This window comes from Brevibacterium linens (genome assembly GCF_003999335.1).
In the GTDB taxonomy this organism is placed as follows: Bacteria; Actinomycetota; Actinomycetes; order Actinomycetales; family Brevibacteriaceae; genus Brevibacterium; species Brevibacterium linens.
Genome location: NZ_CP026734.1, coordinates 2,258,884 through 2,277,927, shown reverse-complemented (window position 1 = coordinate 2,277,927; position 19,044 = coordinate 2,258,884). Strand labels below are relative to the sequence as shown.

Below are 19,044 nucleotides of genomic sequence, written 5' to 3'. Positions count from 1 at the left end.
CGCCTCTTCGTTCACCGGCCAGGATCGTCAGGTATCGGCCAGGATCGTCAGGTATCGGCCAGGATCGTCAGCTCATCGTCATTTGGGACGACTGAACAAGCTGGCCGGCCAGATCTTCGCGGAGATCCGACCGCCCGGCGTGGCTCGCTCCGACAGGTCCGTCTTCACCTCGTCGACGAGCGCGCGCACCTCGGAGTCGTCGAGAGACTCGGTCGCGGCACCGTAGCGCTGGGCTTCGAGAGCATCGACGAACGCTCCCAGGGCCGAATCATCACGGCCCGTCTCGGTCGGCGTCGACGGAGCCGGACTGCTCAAACGTCGCAGCCGTTCATCCGAACGATCAAACGTCGAGGAGCCGGCGCCTTCTGCGCTCTGGGCGGCGGCACCGGAACCGGCGGCCGCCTCGGCGGCGGACTTTCGCGTCGGTTCGCCGGTGTCCGGATCGACCTCCGGTGCCGTGGTGCCCGCGTCTGCCTCGGGCGAGCTCGTGGCGCCCGCAGTCCCGGAGCCACCGGCAGCACCGGTTGCAGGGACTGCACCGGAGAGCACGAGCTCGTTGAAGCGCAGCGTCCGACTCGAATCCAAACTCTGCCCGTAGTCGGTCGCCAGAGCGCGGACCTCGGTCCACACCGCTTCGAGGTCGTTCGGATCCTTCGTCCGGCGCGAACGCAGGATCGAACGCCAGATCGCCGGCAGTGCGGCGAGCAGCAGCAGGACGAGCACGATCGCTGCGATGCCGAAGACCGTGCCGAGATCCGAACCGGCCGGCTCTGCGGCCTCCGTGCTCGTCTCCTCCTCGGTGGGCCCTTCGGAGCCACCGGTCGGTGAGGCGGACTCGGTCGGCTCTTCGCTCGGGCTCGCTGATTCTGTCTCGTCGCTCTCCTCCTGCTGGTCGGCGCCATTGGCGAGAGTCCACTTCGGCGGATCGCCGGCCGGCCCGCCGGGGGTGGGTTCGAAGCGCACCCAACCGGCGCCTTCGAAGTACAGCTCCGGCCAGGCATGCGAATCCTGCATGCTCACGTCGTAGCCGTCCTCGCCCTCATCCGCCCCGGCGTAGCCGACGCCGATGCGCGCCGGGATGCCCATCGTGCGGGCCATGATCGTCATGGCCGAGGAGAACTGGACGCAGTAGCCCTGTTTATCGGCCAGGAAGTCCGAGATCGCATCGCCGCTGGCGCGTTCGGGAGCATCGAGCGAATACTCGAAATCGCCGCCGCGGAAATACGCCTGCAGCATGACTGCGGCCTCCCACTGATTCTCGGCATCGGCGGTGACTCGCTCCGCCGTCTCCTTCACGCTCGTGGGCAGAGAATCGGGGACTGCGAGTTCGGTCTCGAAATCGCTCTCGGACACCGGAGTCGCCGACTGCAGATCCGCGACATCGGGATTCGGGGACAGATAGTCCATCGAATACTGCAGTCCGCCGGTCTTCTCACCGTTGCCGACGATCGTCAGCGTCTTCTCGTCGAAGATCCACCGGCGACCCAGATCCTTCGGCTGCTGCGGAGCATACGGAGACGGCAGGTACTGCTGATCGTAGTTGTCGCCGACGGCGACGCTGATCGTCTCCTCGTTGAAGTTCTTGTCCCGCGGCATCCCCTCGGGCCACGGCATGCCATCGGTGGCGATCGCGAAGGGATCGAGGCTGAACGGGCTCGGCGCCCAGTTCTCCCCGTCGAAGTCATCGATCGAGGTCAACCGGATCGGATCCGATTCCTCGGCCGTCGTCTGGTAGCGGAACAGCGTCGTGTCATCGCGATCGCCGAGGTTCTGTCGCAGGTTGAGGAACGGGTTCGTCACGGTCAGGTCGCCCTGGCCCTTCGACCCCCGATCCGGCAGGGTCGGCACCGGCGGCAGCAGAAGGGGCAGGCCGATGCCGACCGCCAGAGCCAGAGCTCCGGCCAGGATCGCCGTCATTCCTCCGCGCCACCGGGTCGCGGGCAGATAGGGGCTGAGCATGAGCAGCAGGAATGCCGCGAGGATCGCGACCACATGCCACCACTTCACCTCCTGAGCGGCGAAGTAGACGGGGATCATCCACAGCACGAGCAGCAGCACACCGCCGACCTTCGGCGCCCGCAGATCCGAGACGAGACCGTCGATGAGGATCGTGATGAGGGTGAAGGCGATCGTGAGCATCGCGATGAAGCCCGGTGTGCTCGCCGCCGGGGGAGCGGTCGCATAGAGGTCGCTGACTCCCTCGGAGAGCAGATCGATCACCGCGCCGAAGGCCTCACCGGTCGGGATGAACCCGAGCAGCAGCGAATCCCCGGCACAGACGACGAACACGGTGATGAGACCGGCCACGCACTGGGCGATGACCGCGGTGCCGGTCGACCGCAGCGCCGGAACGGTGCGGAAGACGGCACCGACGATGACGACGACGGCCACGGAGACCAGCACGGGCGACAGCCAGGCGAAGTCCTTGAACACGGCCGACACGGCGACCGCCGTCAGCGCCATGGCCACGAAGACGACGATCGCTTCGAGCCAACCTGTGCTCGGACGCTCATCGTTCGTCGACACCGGTGCCGAATAGTCCTGTTCCGGAGGCCCGGAATCGGCTCCGCGCGGACGGGTGTCAGGGGTATAGAGACTCATCGGCGCACCCCCTGCGGAGTCGAGCTCGCGCTGCCCGGAGCCGCAGAGGCTCCGGCGCCGGCGGTGCCCGGCCCGGGTTCGGCCGAGCTCCGACCGGTGCCGCCGCGGGATCGCTTGGACTCGAAGGTCGTCCACGACTCCGGCAGGTCCTCGCTGAGACCGAACATCGTCAGATCGTCGATCTCGCTGAGGGTGCGCAGAGTCACCGGCACCCGACGGGAGAAGTGCGAGGCGAGTTCCTGTCCCCGCTGATCACCGACGGAGCAGATGACGATGTGGTTCGGGTTGTCGTGCGAGGGCAGTTCGACCCTGCCCGGACGCACAAGGGCGGTCAGCAGACGCAGCTTGTCGATCTCGCGGGCTCCTTTGAATCTGATCTGGTGTCCGGGAGCAACGACATTGACCTCGTAGTCGGACTTGAGGAACGCGGTTCCGGCCGCGGTCGCCGCGGCCAGCAGGAACTCGATCTCGAGATCGCTCGGCTCCTCAGCGCCTTCATCGGCGACGAGGTCGATGAGGATGAGCGCATAGAGCGTCTCCTCATCGGCTTCATGCCGGACCATGAGCTCGCCGGACTTCGCCGTCGAGGGCCAATGCACATGCCGCAGGTCATCGCCGGGCACGTACTCACGTGTGTGGAAGTCTCGGGTGGTGTGACCGGTGCGGACTTTGCCGTCGTCGAGGCGGGCGGGCCGGATCGACGAATCCTGCGGGATGCGGGCGGGCAGAATTGGCACGGACACGGCCACGGGGAAGGCCCCGTGGACCTTCTTCTTCATCTTCACCAGGCCGAAGGGCCCGAATACCGTGATGAGGACAGAGTCGATTCCGGAGACACCACGGCGGTTCGGGGTGAAGGACGTCAGCACCGTCTGCGACGCCCCATGAGCCAGCGCCGGAACATCGCCGGAGGTCGAATCGCCGAACCCCTCGGCCGGAACGAAGTCGATCGTCGCGCCGGGGATCGCGAGCTGGCCGACATTGGTCACGTTTGCCTGAACCTCGACCTCCTTGCCCTCGGCGGCCAGCGGGTAGCGGTCACCAGAGGGAGCCAGCGCCACCTCGTGGAGGTTCGTGCTCATCGCGATCGACACCCGACGGGTGCCCCACAGGATGAGCAGCGCCGAGAGCAGGACCAGGCCGAGCAGCAGCAGGCCGGCCGGCAGCAGGCCGGGCAGCGCGAAGCGGTAGGCCGTGATGATCAGGGCCGCCCCGGCAAGGACGAAGATGATGCCCGAAGTGCTCAGTCGCATGCGGTCACTGGTTCGTCGAGACGGGCACGCGGGAGAGCACCCGACCGATGAGGTCGGCTGCCAGCTCCGCGTCGTCGCCGTCGCGGGGGATGATGCGGTGGGCGAGGATGTACGGAGCCAAGGCCTGCACATCGTCGGGGGTGACGAAGGTGCGCCCGGACAGGGCCGCGCGGGCCTTCGCCGCACGCAGCAGGTGGACGCCGCCGCGCGGGGAGCTGCCGAGCAGGATCGCCTGATCGTTGCGGGTGGCGTGGAGGATCGCCACGATGTACTCGCGCAGCGCCCGGCTCGCGGAGACATGGCGGACGATCGTGCGCGCCTGAGTGATCTGCTCGAGGTTCGTCACCGCGGCGGCGGTCTCGAGGGGATCGTTCTGGATCTGGTTGTCCAGCAGATCGACCTCGTCCGACGTCGCCGGATACCCCAGGGAGATGCGCGTGAGGAAGCGGTCACGCTGCGCCTCGGGCAGAGCGTAGGTGCCCTCCATGTCGATCGGGTTCTGAGTGGCGACGACGATGAACGGCGTGGGCATCGGATAGGTCTGCCCGTCGATCGTCGCCTGTCCCTCGGCCATGCACTCGAGCATCGCCGACTGCGTCTTCGGGGACGCGCGGTTGATCTCGTCGGCGATGACGATGTTCGCGAACACCGGGCCCTGCCGGAACTCGAAGTGACGAGTCTCCTGGTTGAACAGGTTCACGCCCACGACGTCGGTGGGCAGCAGGTCCGGAGTGAACTGGATGCGGCGCACGGAGCCGTCGACGACCTTGCCCATGGCACGGGCCAACAGGGTCTTGCCGACGCCGGGGACGTCTTCTAAGAGGACGTGTCCGCCGGCGAGCAGCGCGATGAGCGAGAGCCCGACGGCCTCATCCTTGCCCTCGAGGACCGAGTTCATCGCTGTGCGTGCCCGCGAGGTCAGATTCTGCACCCACTCGATGTGTTCGGCGCCGATCACGGAATTGGTCTGTGTACCTTCTTGGCTGGTCGACATACCCTCCATTGTCCCTGAAAGCCGGCACCCCAGCCACACGAGTTTCTTTCAGCTTCGTCATTGCCCATCCCTCCGCGCCTCCATCCGCTCCCCGAGGCGACCCCCACTCCACTCCCCACCCTCCTCCCCACTTTCCTCCACGCGGACCCTCCACTTTCCTCCCCATTCGCCTCCACCTCGGTGCGGGGAAGCATCCGTGATCCGCGGATTCTCGCGGATCTCTGCCGCTTTCGCTGCTCTCGCCGAGGCGGACCACCCCTGTGCGTGAACGTACTGATTCCCGTCTGCCCGACACCCCCGCGACGCGCCTGAGGGAAATTTTCCCCACTTTCCTCCACTTATCTGACCTGGGAAAACGTTAGGTTCGACGTATCGCTGGGATCAAAAGCTGGAATCTGTGGAGGGAAGTGGAGTACTGTGGTTGCTATCGGAGCCGATGGGTTTCGAAAGGGGTGAGACGACATGTTCTTGGGCACTCATATGCAGAAGCTCGACGACAAAGGTCGCCTCATCCTGCCCGCAAAGTTCCGCGAGGAGCTGTCGCCCGGACTCGTTCTGACCCGTGGCCAGGAGAACTGCCTCACCCTGTTCCCCACCACGGAGTTCGAAGCCGAGCACGCGCGAATCCAGAACGCGCCGAAGACGAACAAGGAAGCCCGCGATTACCAGCGTGTGTTCCTGTCGGCGGCATTTGCGGACCAGCCGGACAAACAGGGGCGCATCACGGTCCCGAACATATTGCGGCAGTACGCATCACTGACCAGGGAAGTCGCAGTGATCGGCATGGGAAACCGAGTCGAGATCTGGGATGCACCGACCTGGGAGGACTACCTCGTCGGCGCTCAGCAGGCCTTCGCCGAACGCGAAGAGGAGGTGATCCCCGGAGTGATCTGATTCTGCTCGGGTTTGATCCTTGCCCGCCGTGCTCGAGTTTCGGGGAACTTCCCCGTTTCCGAAGCTCGGACGTCCTGACACACTTCCCCGGTGGCAGGGCCTCGGCGGTCAAGGTTCTGGCTCCAGCAGCGCACACGCCCCCGACACTCACACCCACACGAAGGACTCGCGCATGACATCTCAGCAGCACGTACCGGTGCTCCTGGAGCGCGTGGTCGAACTCATCGGCGTCGGCGTCGAAGCCGCTCGGACCGCCGGACTCACCCCGGTCGTCGTCGACGGCACCCTGGGGATGGGCGGGCACGCAGAAGCCGTGCTCACGGCCTTCGACGATGTCCACCTCGTCGGCATCGACCGTGACCTGCAGGCCATCGACATCGCCGGCGAACGTCTGGCCCCCTTCGCCGATCGCACCGATATCGTCCACGCCGTCGACGATGAGCTGCCCGACGTCCTCGCCGACCTCGGCATCGAAGCGATCAGCGCGATCCTGCTCGACCTGGGAGTCTCCTCCCTCCAGCTCGACGAAGACGAACGCGGCTTCTCCTATTCCCGACCGGCACCCCTGGACATGCGCATGGACCGCACTCAGGAACTCACCGCCGCGACGGTGCTGGCGACCTACTCCGAATCCGAGCTGCGCCGGATCCTGCGCGAATACGGCGAGGAGAAGCTGGCCGGCAGGATCGCGAAGATCATCGTCACCGACCGGGCCCACACCCCGTGGGAGACCTCGGACCAGCTCGCGGCCATGCTCTCGCGAGTGATTCCGCAGACGAAGAAGCGCTCCCACCCCGCCAAACGCACCTTCCAGGCCCTGCGCATCGAGGTCAACGACGAACTCGCAGTGCTGCGGACCGCGCTGCCTGCGGCCCTGGAGGCGCTGCACGTCGGGGGAGTGGCCGTCATCGAGTCCTACCAATCGCTGGAGGACACGATCGTGAAGAAGACCTTCCGGGCGGCCACGACCTCCTCGGCGCCGCCGGACCTGCCGGTCGTCCCCGAGGAGCACCAGCCCTGGCTGACAGAGATCATCAGGGGCGCCGAAATGGCCGATGAACACGAAGCAGAGACCAACCCGCGGGCGGCGAGCGTCCGCCTGCGGGCAGTGCAGAAGATCAGGGAGGCACGATCGTGAGGAATTCTCAGGCGACCGCGGGTCAGCCCCACTTCACCGAACGCTTCCGCCGGCTCGAAGAGGCCGGTGGCCAGCAGGGCGGAGCGAAGCTGCGGCTGCTCAAGTTCGAACTGCCGAAGTCCCGTCTGCCCTTCTCGATGCTGTGCGTGGGGATCCTCCTGGCCACCGTCGTGGCCGTGCTGCTGCTCAACATCTTCGTGGCCAACACCTCCTACAAGGTCGACCAGCTGACGAGTCAGAAGGAAGACCTGGCCGAACAGAAGGACCGCCTCGTCGAGGACAACTCGTACCGCGAGTCCCCGCAGAACATCGCCCTGGCCGCCGAGGAACTCGGCCTCGTCAGGGATTCCTCACCGAAATTCCTCGATGCGAAGACCGGAAAGCTCATCGACGCCCCCGGCATCGATGTCAGCGGTGAGAAAGAGCCCGCAGTCGTGCCCGGCCCGCGCGCCGATACACGTGATGACCTCCGACCCAATCTACGATCGGATGAGAAGCTCCCGGTCGTCGGGGGCAGCCCGAGCCAGGACGTGGCGGCTCCGAGCCAGGAGGCACCGAAGTAGTCCGAGCTCACCGGGACCGGGGAACGGCCTGACCGAAACCTTCGCCGACCACACCAAGGACCGAGGACTCAAGCAATGGGCTCAACCACAACCCGACTGAAGAGGAAGCGCAAGGGCGATGGCCCCAATCTGCGTCTGCGGATGGGCTTCATCGCCGCAGTCTCGGTCCTCGTCCTCCTCATCACCTCCGTCCGGCTGGTGTCGATCCAGGGCATGGACTCGATGAAGCTGGCGGAGAAGGCACTGTCGAACCGGCTGGTCACCCGGACGCTGCCGGCCGAACGCGGACAGATCCTGGCCGCCGACGGCACCGTGCTCGCCGACAGCGTCTCCCGCTACCAGCTCGTCGTCGACCAGCAGAACGTCGCCCAGTACGAAGTCGACGGCGAACTCGTCGGGGCGTGGGGAGCGGCCGAAGCCCTGTCGAAACCGCTGAAGACCGATCCCGGTGTGCTCTACCCCAAACTCGTCGGCGACAAACGCTGGAACCCTGTCGCAAAGGGTCTGACCGCAGAGACCTGGCGTGAGGTCAAGAAGCTCGGAGTCCTCGGCATCTCCGCCGAGGAATACGCGGTGCGGTCGTACCCCGCCGGCGGCGTCGCAGGCAACCTCGTCGGCTTCCTCAGCTCCGACGGCACGGCCCAGGCCGGGCTCGAGATGGCCTACGACGAAGAGCTGTCGGGCACGGACGGCCAGCAGCAGTACGAGCGCGGTGCACGGGGAGAGATCATCCCGCTCGGCGACAACAATATGAAGGACGCCGTCGACGGCCAGGGTCTGCAGACGACCATCGATCCGGACCTGCAGTATTACGCACAGCAGGCGATCGAGGAGCAGCGGAAGAAGCACAAGGCCGAATCGGCATCCATCGTGATCAAGGAGGTCAAGACCGGACGCATCATCACCGCCGCGGATGCTCCCACGGTCGACCCGAACTCACCGGGCAAGGTCGACGGCGACGACCGCGGCTCACGTATCTTCACCGACATCTTCGAACCGGGTTCGACCGCGAAGATGGTCACCGCCGCGGCACTGCTCGATCAGGGGCTCGTCACGCCCGAACAGGAATTCACCGTCCCGGACACGTGGGCGGCGCCGAACGACGAAGAGTTCCGCGACTCCCACGACCACCCCGATGAGAAGCTCACCTTCGCCGGGATCCTCGCCGAATCCTCGAACACCGGCACCATCCTCGCCGGAAAAGAGCTCCCCGAGGCCCAGCGCTACGCATACATGAAGAAGTTCGGCTTCGGCTCCAGCTCCGGCATCGGCTTCCCCGCCGAGACCGCAGGCATCCTCCACCCGTACGAGGAATGGGACGGACGCACGAAGTACACCGTGATGTTCGGTCAGGGTGTGGCCGCGAACGCACTGCAGACCACCGACGTCATCTCCACCATCGCCAACGGGGGAGTCCACGTGCCCTCCCGACTCGTCGACGGGATGATCACCCCGAACGGCCGGACCATCTCCACCCCGGCCGGTGAGAAGGAACGGGTCGTGAGCGAGAAGGCCGCCGACGAGACCCTGCGGATGCTCGAAGGCGTCGTCGCCGAAGGCACGGGCAAGTCCGCCCAGGTCTCGGGCTACCGGGTCGCCGGAAAGACCGGTACCGCGCAGGCGCCGGCGGCCGAGGGCGGAGGCTACGACGGGTACACCGCCTCCTTCGTCGGAGTGCTGCCGGCAGAAGACCCCCAGTTGGCGATCTCCGTGACTTTGCAGCGGCCCCGAAAGGGCTACTACGGTGGGCAGGCCGCAGCCCCCGTGTTCTCCGACGTCGCGGGCTTCGCGATGCGGCACCTGAAGATTCCCCCGTCGACCGAGAAACCCGAGCTGCCTGCACGAGAATGGAAATGATGCGTCTTTCACAGCTGCTGCCGATCGCCCCCGGCACCCTCCACGGCGACCCCGAGACAGAGGTCACCGGAGTCTCCCATGACTCGCGAGCGGTCTCACCCGGCCAGCTCTACGCGGCACTGCCGGGCGCGAACGTCCACGGTGCGAAATTCGCCCCCGAACTCATCCGCGGCGGGGTCGACGCCGTCCTCACCGACGACGCGGGGTGGCAGCTCATCACCGAGGCGCTGAGCGCGGACGAGGCCGGCAGGCAGCTGCTCGGAGGCGTCACCGCTCTCATCGTCGAAAACCCTCGCGCCGTGCTCGGGTTCGTCTCCGCCGCCGTCTACGGGACCACCTCGGCGCCCGAGCTCATCGGTGTCACCGGCACGAACGGAAAGACCACGACGACCTACCTCGCCGATGGGATGCTCGAGGCGCTGGGGCACCGCACCGCCGTCATCGGCACCGTCGCCATCCTCATCGCCGGTGACACCGTGCCCAGTGTGCGCACCACACCGGAAGCTCCCGAACTGCACGCCCTGTTTTCGAAGATGCGCGCGGCCGAGGTCGACACCTGTGCGATGGAGGTCTCGTCCCACGCGCTCAGTCAGCATCGCGTCGATGGGGCGCACTTCCGGGTCGCCGGGTTCACGAACCTCTCGCAGGACCACCTCGACTTCCACAACACGATGGAGGAGTACTTCGAGGCCAAAGCGCAGCTGTTCACCCGGACCTTCTCCGATCAGGCCGTGATCGTCGTCGAGGACGAATGGGGTGAGCGGATGGTCGAGGCTGCGCAGGTGCCGGTGCGCACCCTGGGGCGCGACAACCGCAGCCAGTGGCGCATCGAACACACCCCCGGCGTTTCCGACTTCGTGCTCCACCTCGACGACGGCCGGCGCGTCCGGCTGCGCTCACCGCTGCCCGGTGACTTCAACGTCACGAACACGGCCCTGGCCGCTTCGATGCTCATCGAAGCCGGCGTCAGCGCCGCGGACGTCGATGCGATCGGCCGCAGCTTCGCGGCCACGGTGCCGGGACGGATGGAGGTCATCGACGTCTCCGGACCGCGGGCCCAGCGCGAATCCCACCCGGAGCTCCTGCCGCGGGCCATCGTCGACTACTCCCACACCCCTGATGCGATCGCGAAGGCGCTTGCGACCCTGCACGCCGACTCCGACGAACTCATCATCGTCTTCGGCGCCGGAGGCGACCGTGACCGCGGAAAGCGCTTCGGCATGGGACAGGCGGCGGCACGCGAGGCCGATGTGATCGTTCTCACCGACGACAATCCCCGCACCGAGGATCCCGACACGATCCGCGCCGCCATCAGGCAGGGGATCGACGCCGAGGTGGATGCGGGCCGGGCCCGTGTGAAAAAGATCATCGAGGTCCCCGACCGCGGTGCCGCCATCGACGAGGCGATCGCAGGAGCAGACGCCCGCGCGACCGTGCTGATCGCGGGGAAGGGGCACGAGACAGGCCAGACCGTGGGCACCACGGTCACCGATTTCGACGACCGGGCCAGGACACGCTCAGCGCTGTCCATGCGACTGGGCGGCGCACAACCAGGTAAAGTTCACAGATGATATGAAGCGACTGACTGCAGCCGAAATCGCAACCGCCGTGAGCGGCGAGTTGTACGGCATCGACCCCGAGACCCCATTGACCGCCGGCGTGGTGACCGACTCGAGAGAAGTCGGACCCGGCGATATCTACGTCGCCCGCCGAGGCGAGAGCTTCGACGGCATCGAATTCGCCGCCGCCGCCGTCGAGGCGGGAGCGGCCCTGATCATCGGCGAATCCGTCCCCACCATCGATGATGAGCCGCTGCCCGTCGTCGTCGTCGCCGATGCCACCGAGGCGCTTGGCCAGCTGGCCAAGCACAGCATCGAGGGCCTGCGCGCAGACGGCGAGATCACCGTCATCGCGATCACCGGCTCCGTCGGCAAGACCACCGTGAAGGACCTCGCCGCCGATCTTCTCGCGGGCGCCGCCGAGACCGTCTGGCCGCCGAACTCCTACAACAACGAGGTCGGCGTTCCGCTGACAGCTCTGCGGGCAGTCGAATCAACCCGTTTCCTCGTCCTCGAGATGGGAGCCCGGTCGATCGGCAACCTCGCCTATCTGACCAGCCTCATCCGGCCCGATATCGCCGTCGAACTCGCTGTGGGCACTGCGCATTCCGGAGTCTTCGGGTCGATCGAGAACACCGCTCGGGCCAAGGCCGAACTCGTCGAGTCTCTGACGGCCGGATCCACCGCCGTGCTCAACGCCGATGACACCCGCGTGTCCGCGATGCGCGAGGTGCTTGCTCCCGACGTGTCCACCCTGTGGTTCTCACAGCGTGAGTCCCTGCCCGAATGGGTCGGAGCCGACGACCAGGTCGTGCGCGGCACCTCCGTGTCCCCGGATTCCTCCGGCCACCCGACGTTCACCCTCACCCTGCCCGGTGAAGAGCCGCGCGATGTGCGTCTGGCGCTGATCGGCGAACACCACGTCGGCAACGCTCTGGCGGCTGCCGCCATCGCCCACGCCTGCGCAGTGCCGACGAAGTCGATCGTCACGACCCTGGCGACCTCCTCGGCGGCCAGCCGCTGGCGGATGGAGCTCATCGATTCGCCGACGGGCGTGACCGTGCTCAACGACGCCTACAACGCGAACCCCGAATCCATGCGAGCCTCCCTGAAGACCCTGGCCTCGATGGGCCGCGGTGACGAGGAGACGAGTCCGCGTCGCACCTTCGCCGTCCTCGGCGAGATGCTCGAGCTCGGTGACGAATCGGTGTCGGCGCACTCGGACATCGGCGAACTCGTCGTGCGTCTCAACATCACTCGCACCATCGTCGTCGGCGACGGCGCCAAGCCGATCTTCAACGCCGCGAACCTCGAGGGTTCCTGGGGCAACGAGGCGGCCTGGGTCGCGACCGCGGCCGAGGCGAGGGATCTCCTGAACGCCGAACTCGCACCCGGCGACATCGTCCTGTTCAAATCCTCCCGTGACGCCGGTCTGCGCTATCTGGGAGACGAAATCGCCGGAGTATCGGGGACCTGATGATTGCCGTACTGCTCGCAGCCTGCTTGGCTCTCATCTTCGCCCTGGTCGGCACCCCGCTGTTCATCCGGGTGCTCGTGAGAAAGGGGTACGGCCAGTTCGTCCGCGATGACGGTCCGACCTCGCACGCGACGAAGCGCGGGACCCCGACCATGGGCGGCGTCGTCATCATCGGCGCCGCAGTGCTCGCCTACCTGCTCGGGCATCTGTTCACCGGTTCCGTGCCCACGGCGTCGGGTCTGCTCGTGCTGTGGCTGGCTGCGGGACTGGCGGTCGTCGGGTTCCTCGACGACTTCATCAAGATCAAGAGGCAGCGGTCGTTGGGCCTGCGCCCGATGCCGAAGCTCATCGGCCAGGCCTTCGTCGGAATCTCCTTCGCCGTCCTCGCCCTGCAGTTCCCGAACTCCTTCGGCGAGACCCCGGCGTCGACGAAGGTCTCGTTCATCCGCGACACGAACCTCGACCTCGCCTTCGGCTCCGCGATCCTCGGACTCATCCTGTTCGTCATCTGGGCGAACCTCATCGTCACCGCAGTCTCGAACGCGGTCAACCTCACCGACGGTCTCGACGGTCTGGCCGCCGGTGCCTCGGTGGTCGTCTTCGCCGCCTATGTCGTCATCGGCACCTGGCAGTCGACCCAGAACTGCAACCTTATGTCCGAGGCCACGAACGCCTGCTACTACATGCGCGACCCCCGGGACCTCGCGATGGTCGCCGGGGCCATGGCCGCGGCCTGTTTCGGCTTCCTGTGGTTCAACACCTCACCGGCGAAGATCTTCATGGGCGACACCGGTTCGCTGGCCATCGGCGGCGCCTTCGCCGGACTGGCGATCATGTCGCGCACCGAGCTGCTGCTCATCGTGCTCGGCGGACTCTTCGTCATCATCACGCTGTCGGTGATCATCCAGGTCGCTTCCTTCAAGACCACCGGCAAACGTGTGTTCCGCATGGCACCGCTCCAGCACCACTTCGAGCTCAAGGGGTGGGCGGAAGTGACGATCGTGGTGAGATTCTGGATCATCGCAGCCCTGTTCGTCATCGCCGGAATCTGCCTGTTCTACGCTGACTGGGTGGCCCGCATTGGCTGATGAACCCACCATGAAGGCGATCCCGGCCGCGCTGAGCGGTCCGAGCTCATCCCTGGCCGGACTGCGCATCCTCGTCACCGGTCTCGGCGTGACGGGATTCCCCGCCGCCGTCCACCTCGGCGAACGCGGCGCCGACGTCATCGTCATCGACGGCGATGACACGGCCGATGTCAGCGAGAAGGCGCAGATCCTCGAGGTCTTCGACGTCGACATCCGACGGGGACCCGACCATGTCGAGACTCTGCCCGAGGGTGATCTCGACCTCGTCGTCACCTCACCCGGGTGGCGTCCCGACCAGCCCGTGCTGGCAGCCGCAGCCGAGGCCGGCATCCCCGTCATCGGCGAGGTCGAACTCGCCTGGCGGATCCGCGGGACGAACGATGCCAAATGGCTGGCCATCACCGGCACCAACGGCAAGACGACGACCACGACGATGCTCGAATCGATGCTGCTGGCCGCCGGGCTCAAGGCCAAGGCCTGCGGCAACATCGGCACTCCGCTGCTCGAAGCCGTGCTCGAACCCGGACTCGAGGTCCTCGCGATCGAACTCTCGAGCTTCCAGCTGCACTGGCAGGAGTCGATGAGCGCCGACGCCGCGGCCGTGCTCAACATCGCCCCCGACCACCTCGACTGGCACGGCAGCGCCGACGCCTATGCCCGGGACAAAGCGAAGATCTTCCACAATGCGAAGCTCGCCTGCGTCTACAGCTGTGCCGACGAGGCGACCCTGCACATGGTCGAGGACGCCGACGTCATCGAAGGGGCCAAGGCCATCGGCTTCACCACCGGCGTGCCGCGCCCCGGCGAACTCGGGGTCGTCGACGATCTGCTGGTCGACCGGGCCTTCATCCCGCAGCGGTACTCCTCGGCCGCCGAACTCGCCTCCCTCGACGATGTGGCGGCCGCCACCGGAGTCGCGGGGTCGCAGCCTGCCCCGCACCAGATCGCCAACGCCCTGGCCGCCGCCTGCCTGGCCCGCGCCATCGACGTGCCCGGTCAGGCGATCGCCGCGGGACTGCAGAACCATTCGCTCGGAGCTCACCGCATGGTCACCGTCGCCGAAGCGGACGGCATCCGCTGGGTCGACGATTCGAAGGCGACGAACACTCACGCCGCGAATGCCTCACTGGCAGCCTTCGACTCGATCATCTGGATCGCCGGGGGACTGCCCAAAGGTGCGGACTTCACGTCTCTCTTCGCCGACCACCGCGAACGGCTCAAGGCACTCGTGCTCATCGGCTCAGATGATTCGGCCTATCGCGAGGCCATCGCCGCGACCATCCCCGACCTCGACGTCGTCCGGATCGAACCCGCCCTGGCAGTGGACTCGGGAGTCCCGAAGCGCCGCGGCGAGGCCGTCGCCGCTGCCGCCGTCGACGCCGCCGCACGCTTGGCCGAAGCCGGCGACACCGTTCTGTTGGCCCCGGCGGCCGCGAGCATGGACCAGTTCCTCAACTACAACACGCGCGGCGAACTGTTCACCGAGGCCGTCAACACGCACCTGGAGCGCTGAGATGGGACGGCAGGCCACCGCGAAGGCGGATGAACGTCGCCGCCGCAAGCTTGCGAAGACGACTGTTGCCGCCACGGCTCCGCCGACATCGAAGCGGTCCGCAGCGTCGACCGCGACGAAGTCCCCGGACGCGACGTCCGCTGCGAAAGCCCGCGCGGGGAAGTCCGCCGCCGCGAAACCTGCCTCGAAGACCGCTGCGAGGGAAGCCTCCGGTGTGAAGAAGACGGCGAAGGCCGGCACGAAGAAGCCGGCACAGGCCCCCGGCGGGAAGGGACCTGCGAAGGCCGGCGGGAAGAAGCCGGCGCAGGCTGTCGGCGGGAAGAGCTCCGCGAAGACCGCCTCGGCGATCCGGAACGCATGGGATCATGTGCGCGGTGACGTCTCCGGCCTCTCCGCCCATCCGCTGACGACCTACTTCCTCATTCTCGTCTCCGTCGTGCTGCTCACGGGACTGGGCCTGGTCATGGTGCTCTCCGCCTCATCGATCACCTCCTACGACGGGGGAGCAGGCTCATCGTTCGCCTATTTCAACAAGCAGGCGATATTCGCCGGAGTCGGCCTCGTCCTCATGGCCATCGCGAGCCGGATGTCGCTGCAGTTCTGGAAGCGGACGGCCTGGGCCGCGATCATCGGCGGCCTCGCCATGCAGGCAGCCGTCTTCGCCCCGGGCCTCGGCAAGGAGACGAAGGGCAATGCGAACTGGATCGGCTTCAGCGGATTCCAGATCCAGCCCTCGGAGTTCCTCAAGGTCGCCCTCGCCCTGTGGCTCGGCTTCATCCTGGCCCAGAAGACCGGGAAGATGACCACCTTCGGCCACGCCATGATCCCCGTCGTTCCCGGAGTCCTCGCCGCCGCCGGACTCGTCGTCGCCGGCAACGACCTCGGCACCGGGCTGGTCATCATGGCCATGGCGATCGTCTGCCTGTGGGTCGGCGGATTCCCGATGAAGTACTTCCTGCTCCTGGGCAGTGTGCTCGCCGCGGCCGTCACCTTCTTCGTCCTCAGCTCCCAGAACCGCCTCAACCGCATCGAGGCGCTGCTCACCGGACATGCCGATCAGTCCGCAGCGGACACCATGGGACAGGCGTGGCAGTCCAACCACGGACTGTTCTCCCTGGCCTCGGGCGGATGGCTGGGAGTCGGACTCGGCGCCAGCCGTGAGAAATGGTCCTGGCTGCCCGAAGCCCACAACGACTTCATCTTCGCCATCATCGGAGAGGAACTCGGCCTCGTCGGCACCCTCGTCGTCATCCTCATCTTCGCCGTCCTCGGATTCGGGATGGTCCGCGTGGTGATGCGCTCGAACAGCGTCATGGTCCAGGTCGCCACCGCCGGCTTCTTCGCCCTCATCATCGGACAGGCCGGAATCAATATCGGCGTCGTCACCGGAATGCTGCCGGTCATCGGTCTGCCGCTGCCGTTCGTGTCCTACGGCGGCTCCTCGATCATCGCCTCGCTGCTGGCCGTCGGTGTGGTGCTGTCGTTCGCTCGCACCGAGCCGGGCGCCGAGGCGGCCATCGCCGCCAACAGGGATCGCCTGCGATCCTCACTCGCCGTGCTCGTCCGCAAGAAAAGGAAATGAGATGACGAACATCCTCCTCGCCGGTGGAGGCACCACCGGCCATATCTCGCCGATGCTGGCGATCGGCCGTGAGCTGGCCCGGCAGCACCCCGATTGGGATGTCGTGGCGCTGGGCACCCCCGACGGGCTCGAAGCCGAGATCGTTCCCCGCGCCGGATTCGAGCTGCTCACGATCGACAAGGTGCCCATGCCTCGGTCGATCAGTCCCGCCCTGCTGAGATTCCCGTTTCGCTTCCGCGACAACATCTCCGCCGTCAAGCAGATCATCTCCACTCGCGGCATCGACGCCGTCGTCGGCGTCGGGGGCTACGTGTGCCCACCGGCGTTCCTCGCCGCCAAGCAGGCGAAGATCCCGCTGATCGTCCACGAAGCCAATGCGAAACCGGGAATGGCCAACCGCCTCGGCGCCCGACTGACGACCACCGGTCGCGTCGGCATCACGTTCCCCGACACGAAGCTGCCGGGTTCGACTCTCGTCGGCATGCCCATGCCCGCCGAGATCACCGATCTCGACCGCAGCGACGCAGGACAGCGGGCAGGATTCCGTGCCGAACTCGGGCTGCGCGATGACCGTCCTGTCCTCGTCGTGACCGGCGGCTCCTCCGGGGCCCAGAAGATCAACGAGGCCTTCCTCGCCACCGCGACCGCCTGCCAGGAGGCCGGCATCCAGGTCCTCCACATCACGGGAGCCGGAAAGGGCGAGGCTCTGCGCGAGGTCGCAGCCGAACTGAGCGACTACCACGCCGTCGACTATGTCGACGGAATGCATCGGGCCTATGCGGTGGCCGATCTGCTCGTCGCCCGCTCCGGCGCGGCCACGGTCTCCGAAGCCACGGTCGCCGGTGTCCCCGCTCTCTACGTGCCGCTGGCCATCGGCAACGGCGAACAGCGCCTCAACGCCTCCGGCAGCGTGAGCGCCGGTGCCTCCCTCATGGTCGACAATGCCGACTTCTCACCGTCGACGGTCGTCGAGACCATCCTGCCGCTGCTCGCAGACGAATCGCGACTCGCGCAGATGAGCCGAGCGGCGCTGAACCTCAACTACCCCACCGATGCCGCGGCCCGCATGGCCGCCATCGTCAACCGCGCGCTGGAAGGCTGACTATGACCTCTGCGAACACGAGTCCTGCGAACATCGTTCCCGTCGGCGAACTCGGAGCCGTCCACTTCATCGGCATCGGCGGTTCGGGAATGTCCGGAATCGCCCGGATCATGGTCATGAACGGAGTTGACGTCTCCGGCTCCGACGCGAAGGAATCCAACGTCGTCGATGTGCTCCGGACCCTGGGGGCCACGGTCACGATCGGGCACTCGGCCGACAACCTCGGTGAGGCCGACACCCTCGTCATCTCCTCGGCCATCCGCAAGGACAATCCCGAACTCGTCGAAGCACAGCGACGCGGGCTGCGGATCCTCCACCGCTCCGGGGCTCTCGCCTCGCTCATGGTCGACCGGCGAGCGGTGGCCGTGGCGGGCACCCATGGAAAGACCACAACCACCTCGATGACCACCGTGGCTCTGCAGGCGTGCGGAGTCGACCCGTCCTTCGTCATCGGGGGAGTGCTGTCGACGACGGGCACGAACGCCCACCTGGGCACCGGAGACGTCTTCGTGGCCGAGGCCGACGAATCCGACGGGTCGTTCCTCCTCTACGAACCGGCCATCGGCATCCTCACGAACGTCGAAGCCGACCACCTCGACCACTACGGGACTCCGGAGAAGGTGCGCGAAGCCTTCATCGAGTTCTGCGACGGCATCCAGACACGGGGCGGGACGATCATCGCCTGCGCCGACGACCCGGGTTCCCGGGATGTCGCCCTGCACTCCCGCAGCCAAGGCGCCGACGTCATCCTCTACGGCACCTCCGTCGATGCCGATCTCGTGCTGCGCGACCTCGACTCCGGGATCGCCTCGACCTTCGTCCTCGACCTGCCCGGCCGCGACGACGAGCTGCAGGTCGAACTGCGGCAGCCGGGGATGCACAACGCGCTCAACGCCACCGCAGCGATCGCCGTGGCCCTCAGCCTCGGCGCCGATGTCGAACGCGCGGCCGCCGGGCTCGCCGGCTACGGGGGAACCCGCCGGCGCTTCGAAGAACGCGGCATCGCGGCCGGAGTGCGCGTCATCGACGACTACGCCCACCACCCGACCGAGGTCCGCGCGGTGCTCAGCGCCGCCCGCGGAGTCGTCACCGACGGCGGACGGGTGTGGGCGATCTTCCAGCCGCACCTGTATTCGCGGACGATGGAATTCCGGGAGGAGTTCGGACAGGCCCTCGGACTGGCCGATGAGGTCGTCGTCCTCGACGTCTTCCCCGCCCGCGAAGATCCCGTGCCCGGAGTCACAGGCGCGCTCATCGCCGATCGGGTCCCGCACGGGAACGTGACCTTCTTGGAGTCCTTCGCCGAGGCGGTCCCGTTCGTGGCGGCACGTGTGCAGCCCGGTGATCTGGTGCTCACAGTCGGAGCCGGCGACGTGACGATCCTCGGGCCCGAGCTGCTGAGCGCGCTGGAGGGCTGAGGCCC

The 19,044-nt window shown here is 66.9% G+C and carries 14 protein-coding genes; 11 read left to right on the top strand and 3 right to left on the bottom strand.

The genetic code is table 11. The features are described 5' to 3' along the window. Positions 1–78 precede the first annotated feature (78 nt). From CXR29_RS10345 to CXR29_RS10335, 3 genes are read right to left on the bottom strand one after another with little or no spacing between them, the layout of a single operon-like run. Positions 79–2,601 carry a transglutaminase TgpA family protein gene (locus CXR29_RS10345; protein WP_127364473.1) on the bottom strand — a complete coding sequence of 841 codons (2,523 nt, stop codon included), beginning with the start codon at positions 2,599–2,601 and terminating at the stop codon, positions 79–81. Then, on the bottom strand, positions 2,598–3,854 hold the full coding sequence (locus CXR29_RS10340) for a DUF58 domain-containing protein (protein WP_127364472.1): 1,257 nt from the start codon (positions 3,852–3,854) through the stop codon (positions 2,598–2,600). The genes CXR29_RS10345 and CXR29_RS10340 overlap by 4 nt, the downstream gene beginning before the upstream one ends. Positions 3,855–3,858: 4 nt before the next feature. Continuing rightward, positions 3,859–4,848: an AAA family ATPase gene (locus CXR29_RS10335; RefSeq protein ID WP_101593320.1), complete on the bottom strand. Its 990-nt coding sequence runs from the start codon at positions 4,846–4,848 to the stop codon at positions 3,859–3,861. A 462-nt stretch (positions 4,849–5,310) separates the two neighbouring features. On the opposite strand from CXR29_RS10335, the gene mraZ reads away from it, so the two are divergent. The 11 genes from mraZ to murC all read left to right on the top strand — a co-directional run bounded on the left by mraZ (position 5,311) and on the right by murC (position 19,039). Next, the gene (mraZ, locus tag CXR29_RS10330; protein WP_101553353.1) at positions 5,311–5,742 is read left to right on the top strand and encodes a division/cell wall cluster transcriptional repressor MraZ; all 432 of its coding nucleotides are present in this window, start codon (positions 5,311–5,313) and stop codon (positions 5,740–5,742) included. 172 nt (positions 5,743–5,914) lie between these two features. Next, entirely contained in the window at positions 5,915–6,880 is a 966-nt protein-coding gene (rsmH, locus tag CXR29_RS10325; protein ID WP_101553354.1) for a 16S rRNA (cytosine(1402)-N(4))-methyltransferase RsmH, read from the top strand. After that, positions 6,877–7,443 carry a cell division protein FtsL gene (ftsL, locus tag CXR29_RS10320; RefSeq protein WP_127364471.1) on the top strand — a complete coding sequence of 189 codons (567 nt, stop codon included), beginning with the start codon at positions 6,877–6,879 and terminating at the stop codon, positions 7,441–7,443. The genes rsmH and ftsL overlap by 4 nt, the downstream gene beginning before the upstream one ends. A 75-nt stretch (positions 7,444–7,518) precedes the next feature. Next, complete coding sequence (locus CXR29_RS10315; RefSeq protein WP_127364470.1) at positions 7,519–9,300, top strand: peptidoglycan D,D-transpeptidase FtsI family protein; 1,782 nt, start codon at positions 7,519–7,521, stop codon at positions 9,298–9,300. Beyond that, positions 9,300–10,871: a UDP-N-acetylmuramoyl-L-alanyl-D-glutamate--2,6-diaminopimelate ligase gene (locus CXR29_RS10310; RefSeq protein ID WP_101593322.1), complete on the top strand. Its 1,572-nt coding sequence runs from the start codon at positions 9,300–9,302 to the stop codon at positions 10,869–10,871. The genes CXR29_RS10315 and CXR29_RS10310 overlap by 1 nt, the downstream gene beginning before the upstream one ends. A 1-nt stretch (position 10,872) precedes the next feature. Continuing rightward, positions 10,873–12,336, top strand: coding sequence for a UDP-N-acetylmuramoyl-tripeptide--D-alanyl-D-alanine ligase (locus CXR29_RS10305; protein ID WP_101553357.1), 1,464 nt, complete (start codon positions 10,873–10,875; stop codon positions 12,334–12,336). Continuing rightward, the gene (gene mraY, locus CXR29_RS10300) at positions 12,336–13,424 is read left to right on the top strand and encodes a phospho-N-acetylmuramoyl-pentapeptide-transferase (RefSeq protein ID WP_101553358.1); all 1,089 of its coding nucleotides are present in this window, start codon (positions 12,336–12,338) and stop codon (positions 13,422–13,424) included. The genes CXR29_RS10305 and mraY overlap by 1 nt, the downstream gene beginning before the upstream one ends. A 10-nt stretch (positions 13,425–13,434) precedes the next feature. Continuing rightward, positions 13,435–14,937: a UDP-N-acetylmuramoyl-L-alanine--D-glutamate ligase gene (gene murD, locus CXR29_RS10295; RefSeq protein ID WP_101553359.1), complete on the top strand. Its 1,503-nt coding sequence runs from the start codon at positions 13,435–13,437 to the stop codon at positions 14,935–14,937. 1 nt (position 14,938) lies between these two features. Next, positions 14,939–16,519, top strand: coding sequence for a putative lipid II flippase FtsW (gene ftsW / locus CXR29_RS10290; RefSeq protein ID WP_127364469.1), 1,581 nt, complete (start codon positions 14,939–14,941; stop codon positions 16,517–16,519). A 1-nt stretch (position 16,520) separates the two neighbouring features. Beyond that, a complete protein-coding gene (gene murG / locus CXR29_RS10285) occupies positions 16,521–17,621 on the top strand; it encodes an undecaprenyldiphospho-muramoylpentapeptide beta-N-acetylglucosaminyltransferase (RefSeq protein ID WP_101553361.1) in 1,101 nt (366 codons plus the stop codon). A gap of 2 nt (positions 17,622–17,623) precedes the next feature. Further along, entirely contained in the window at positions 17,624–19,039 is a 1,416-nt protein-coding gene (gene murC, locus CXR29_RS10280; RefSeq protein WP_127364468.1) for a UDP-N-acetylmuramate--L-alanine ligase, read from the top strand. Positions 19,040–19,044 lie beyond the last annotated feature (5 nt).

Bases quoted from the DNA above. Each gene is read 5' to 3' on its own strand.
- murG (WP_101553361.1), top strand. From the start codon at position 16,521: ATGACGAACATCCTCCTCGCCGGTGGAGGCACCACCGGCCATATCTCG.
- CXR29_RS10310 (WP_101593322.1), top strand. From the start codon at position 9,300: ATGCGTCTTTCACAGCTGCTGCCGATCGCCCCCGGCACCCTCCACGGC.
- mraZ (WP_101553353.1), top strand. From the start codon at position 5,311: ATGTTCTTGGGCACTCATATGCAGAAGCTCGACGACAAAGGTCGCCTC.
- CXR29_RS10305 (WP_101553357.1), top strand. From the start codon at position 10,873: ATGAAGCGACTGACTGCAGCCGAAATCGCAACCGCCGTGAGCGGCGAG.
- CXR29_RS10335 (WP_101593320.1), bottom strand. From the start codon at position 4,848: ATGTCGACCAGCCAAGAAGGTACACAGACCAATTCCGTGATCGGCGCC.
- rsmH (WP_101553354.1), top strand. From the start codon at position 5,915: ATGACATCTCAGCAGCACGTACCGGTGCTCCTGGAGCGCGTGGTCGAA.
- mraY (WP_101553358.1), top strand. From the start codon at position 12,336: ATGATTGCCGTACTGCTCGCAGCCTGCTTGGCTCTCATCTTCGCCCTG.
- murD (WP_101553359.1), top strand. From the start codon at position 13,435: ATGAAGGCGATCCCGGCCGCGCTGAGCGGTCCGAGCTCATCCCTGGCC.
- ftsW (WP_127364469.1), top strand. From the start codon at position 14,939: ATGGGACGGCAGGCCACCGCGAAGGCGGATGAACGTCGCCGCCGCAAG.
- CXR29_RS10345 (WP_127364473.1), bottom strand. From the start codon at position 2,601: ATGAGTCTCTATACCCCTGACACCCGTCCGCGCGGAGCCGATTCCGGG.
- CXR29_RS10315 (WP_127364470.1), top strand. From the start codon at position 7,519: ATGGGCTCAACCACAACCCGACTGAAGAGGAAGCGCAAGGGCGATGGC.
- CXR29_RS10340 (WP_127364472.1), bottom strand. From the start codon at position 3,854: ATGCGACTGAGCACTTCGGGCATCATCTTCGTCCTTGCCGGGGCGGCC.
- murC (WP_127364468.1), top strand. From the start codon at position 17,624: ATGACCTCTGCGAACACGAGTCCTGCGAACATCGTTCCCGTCGGCGAA.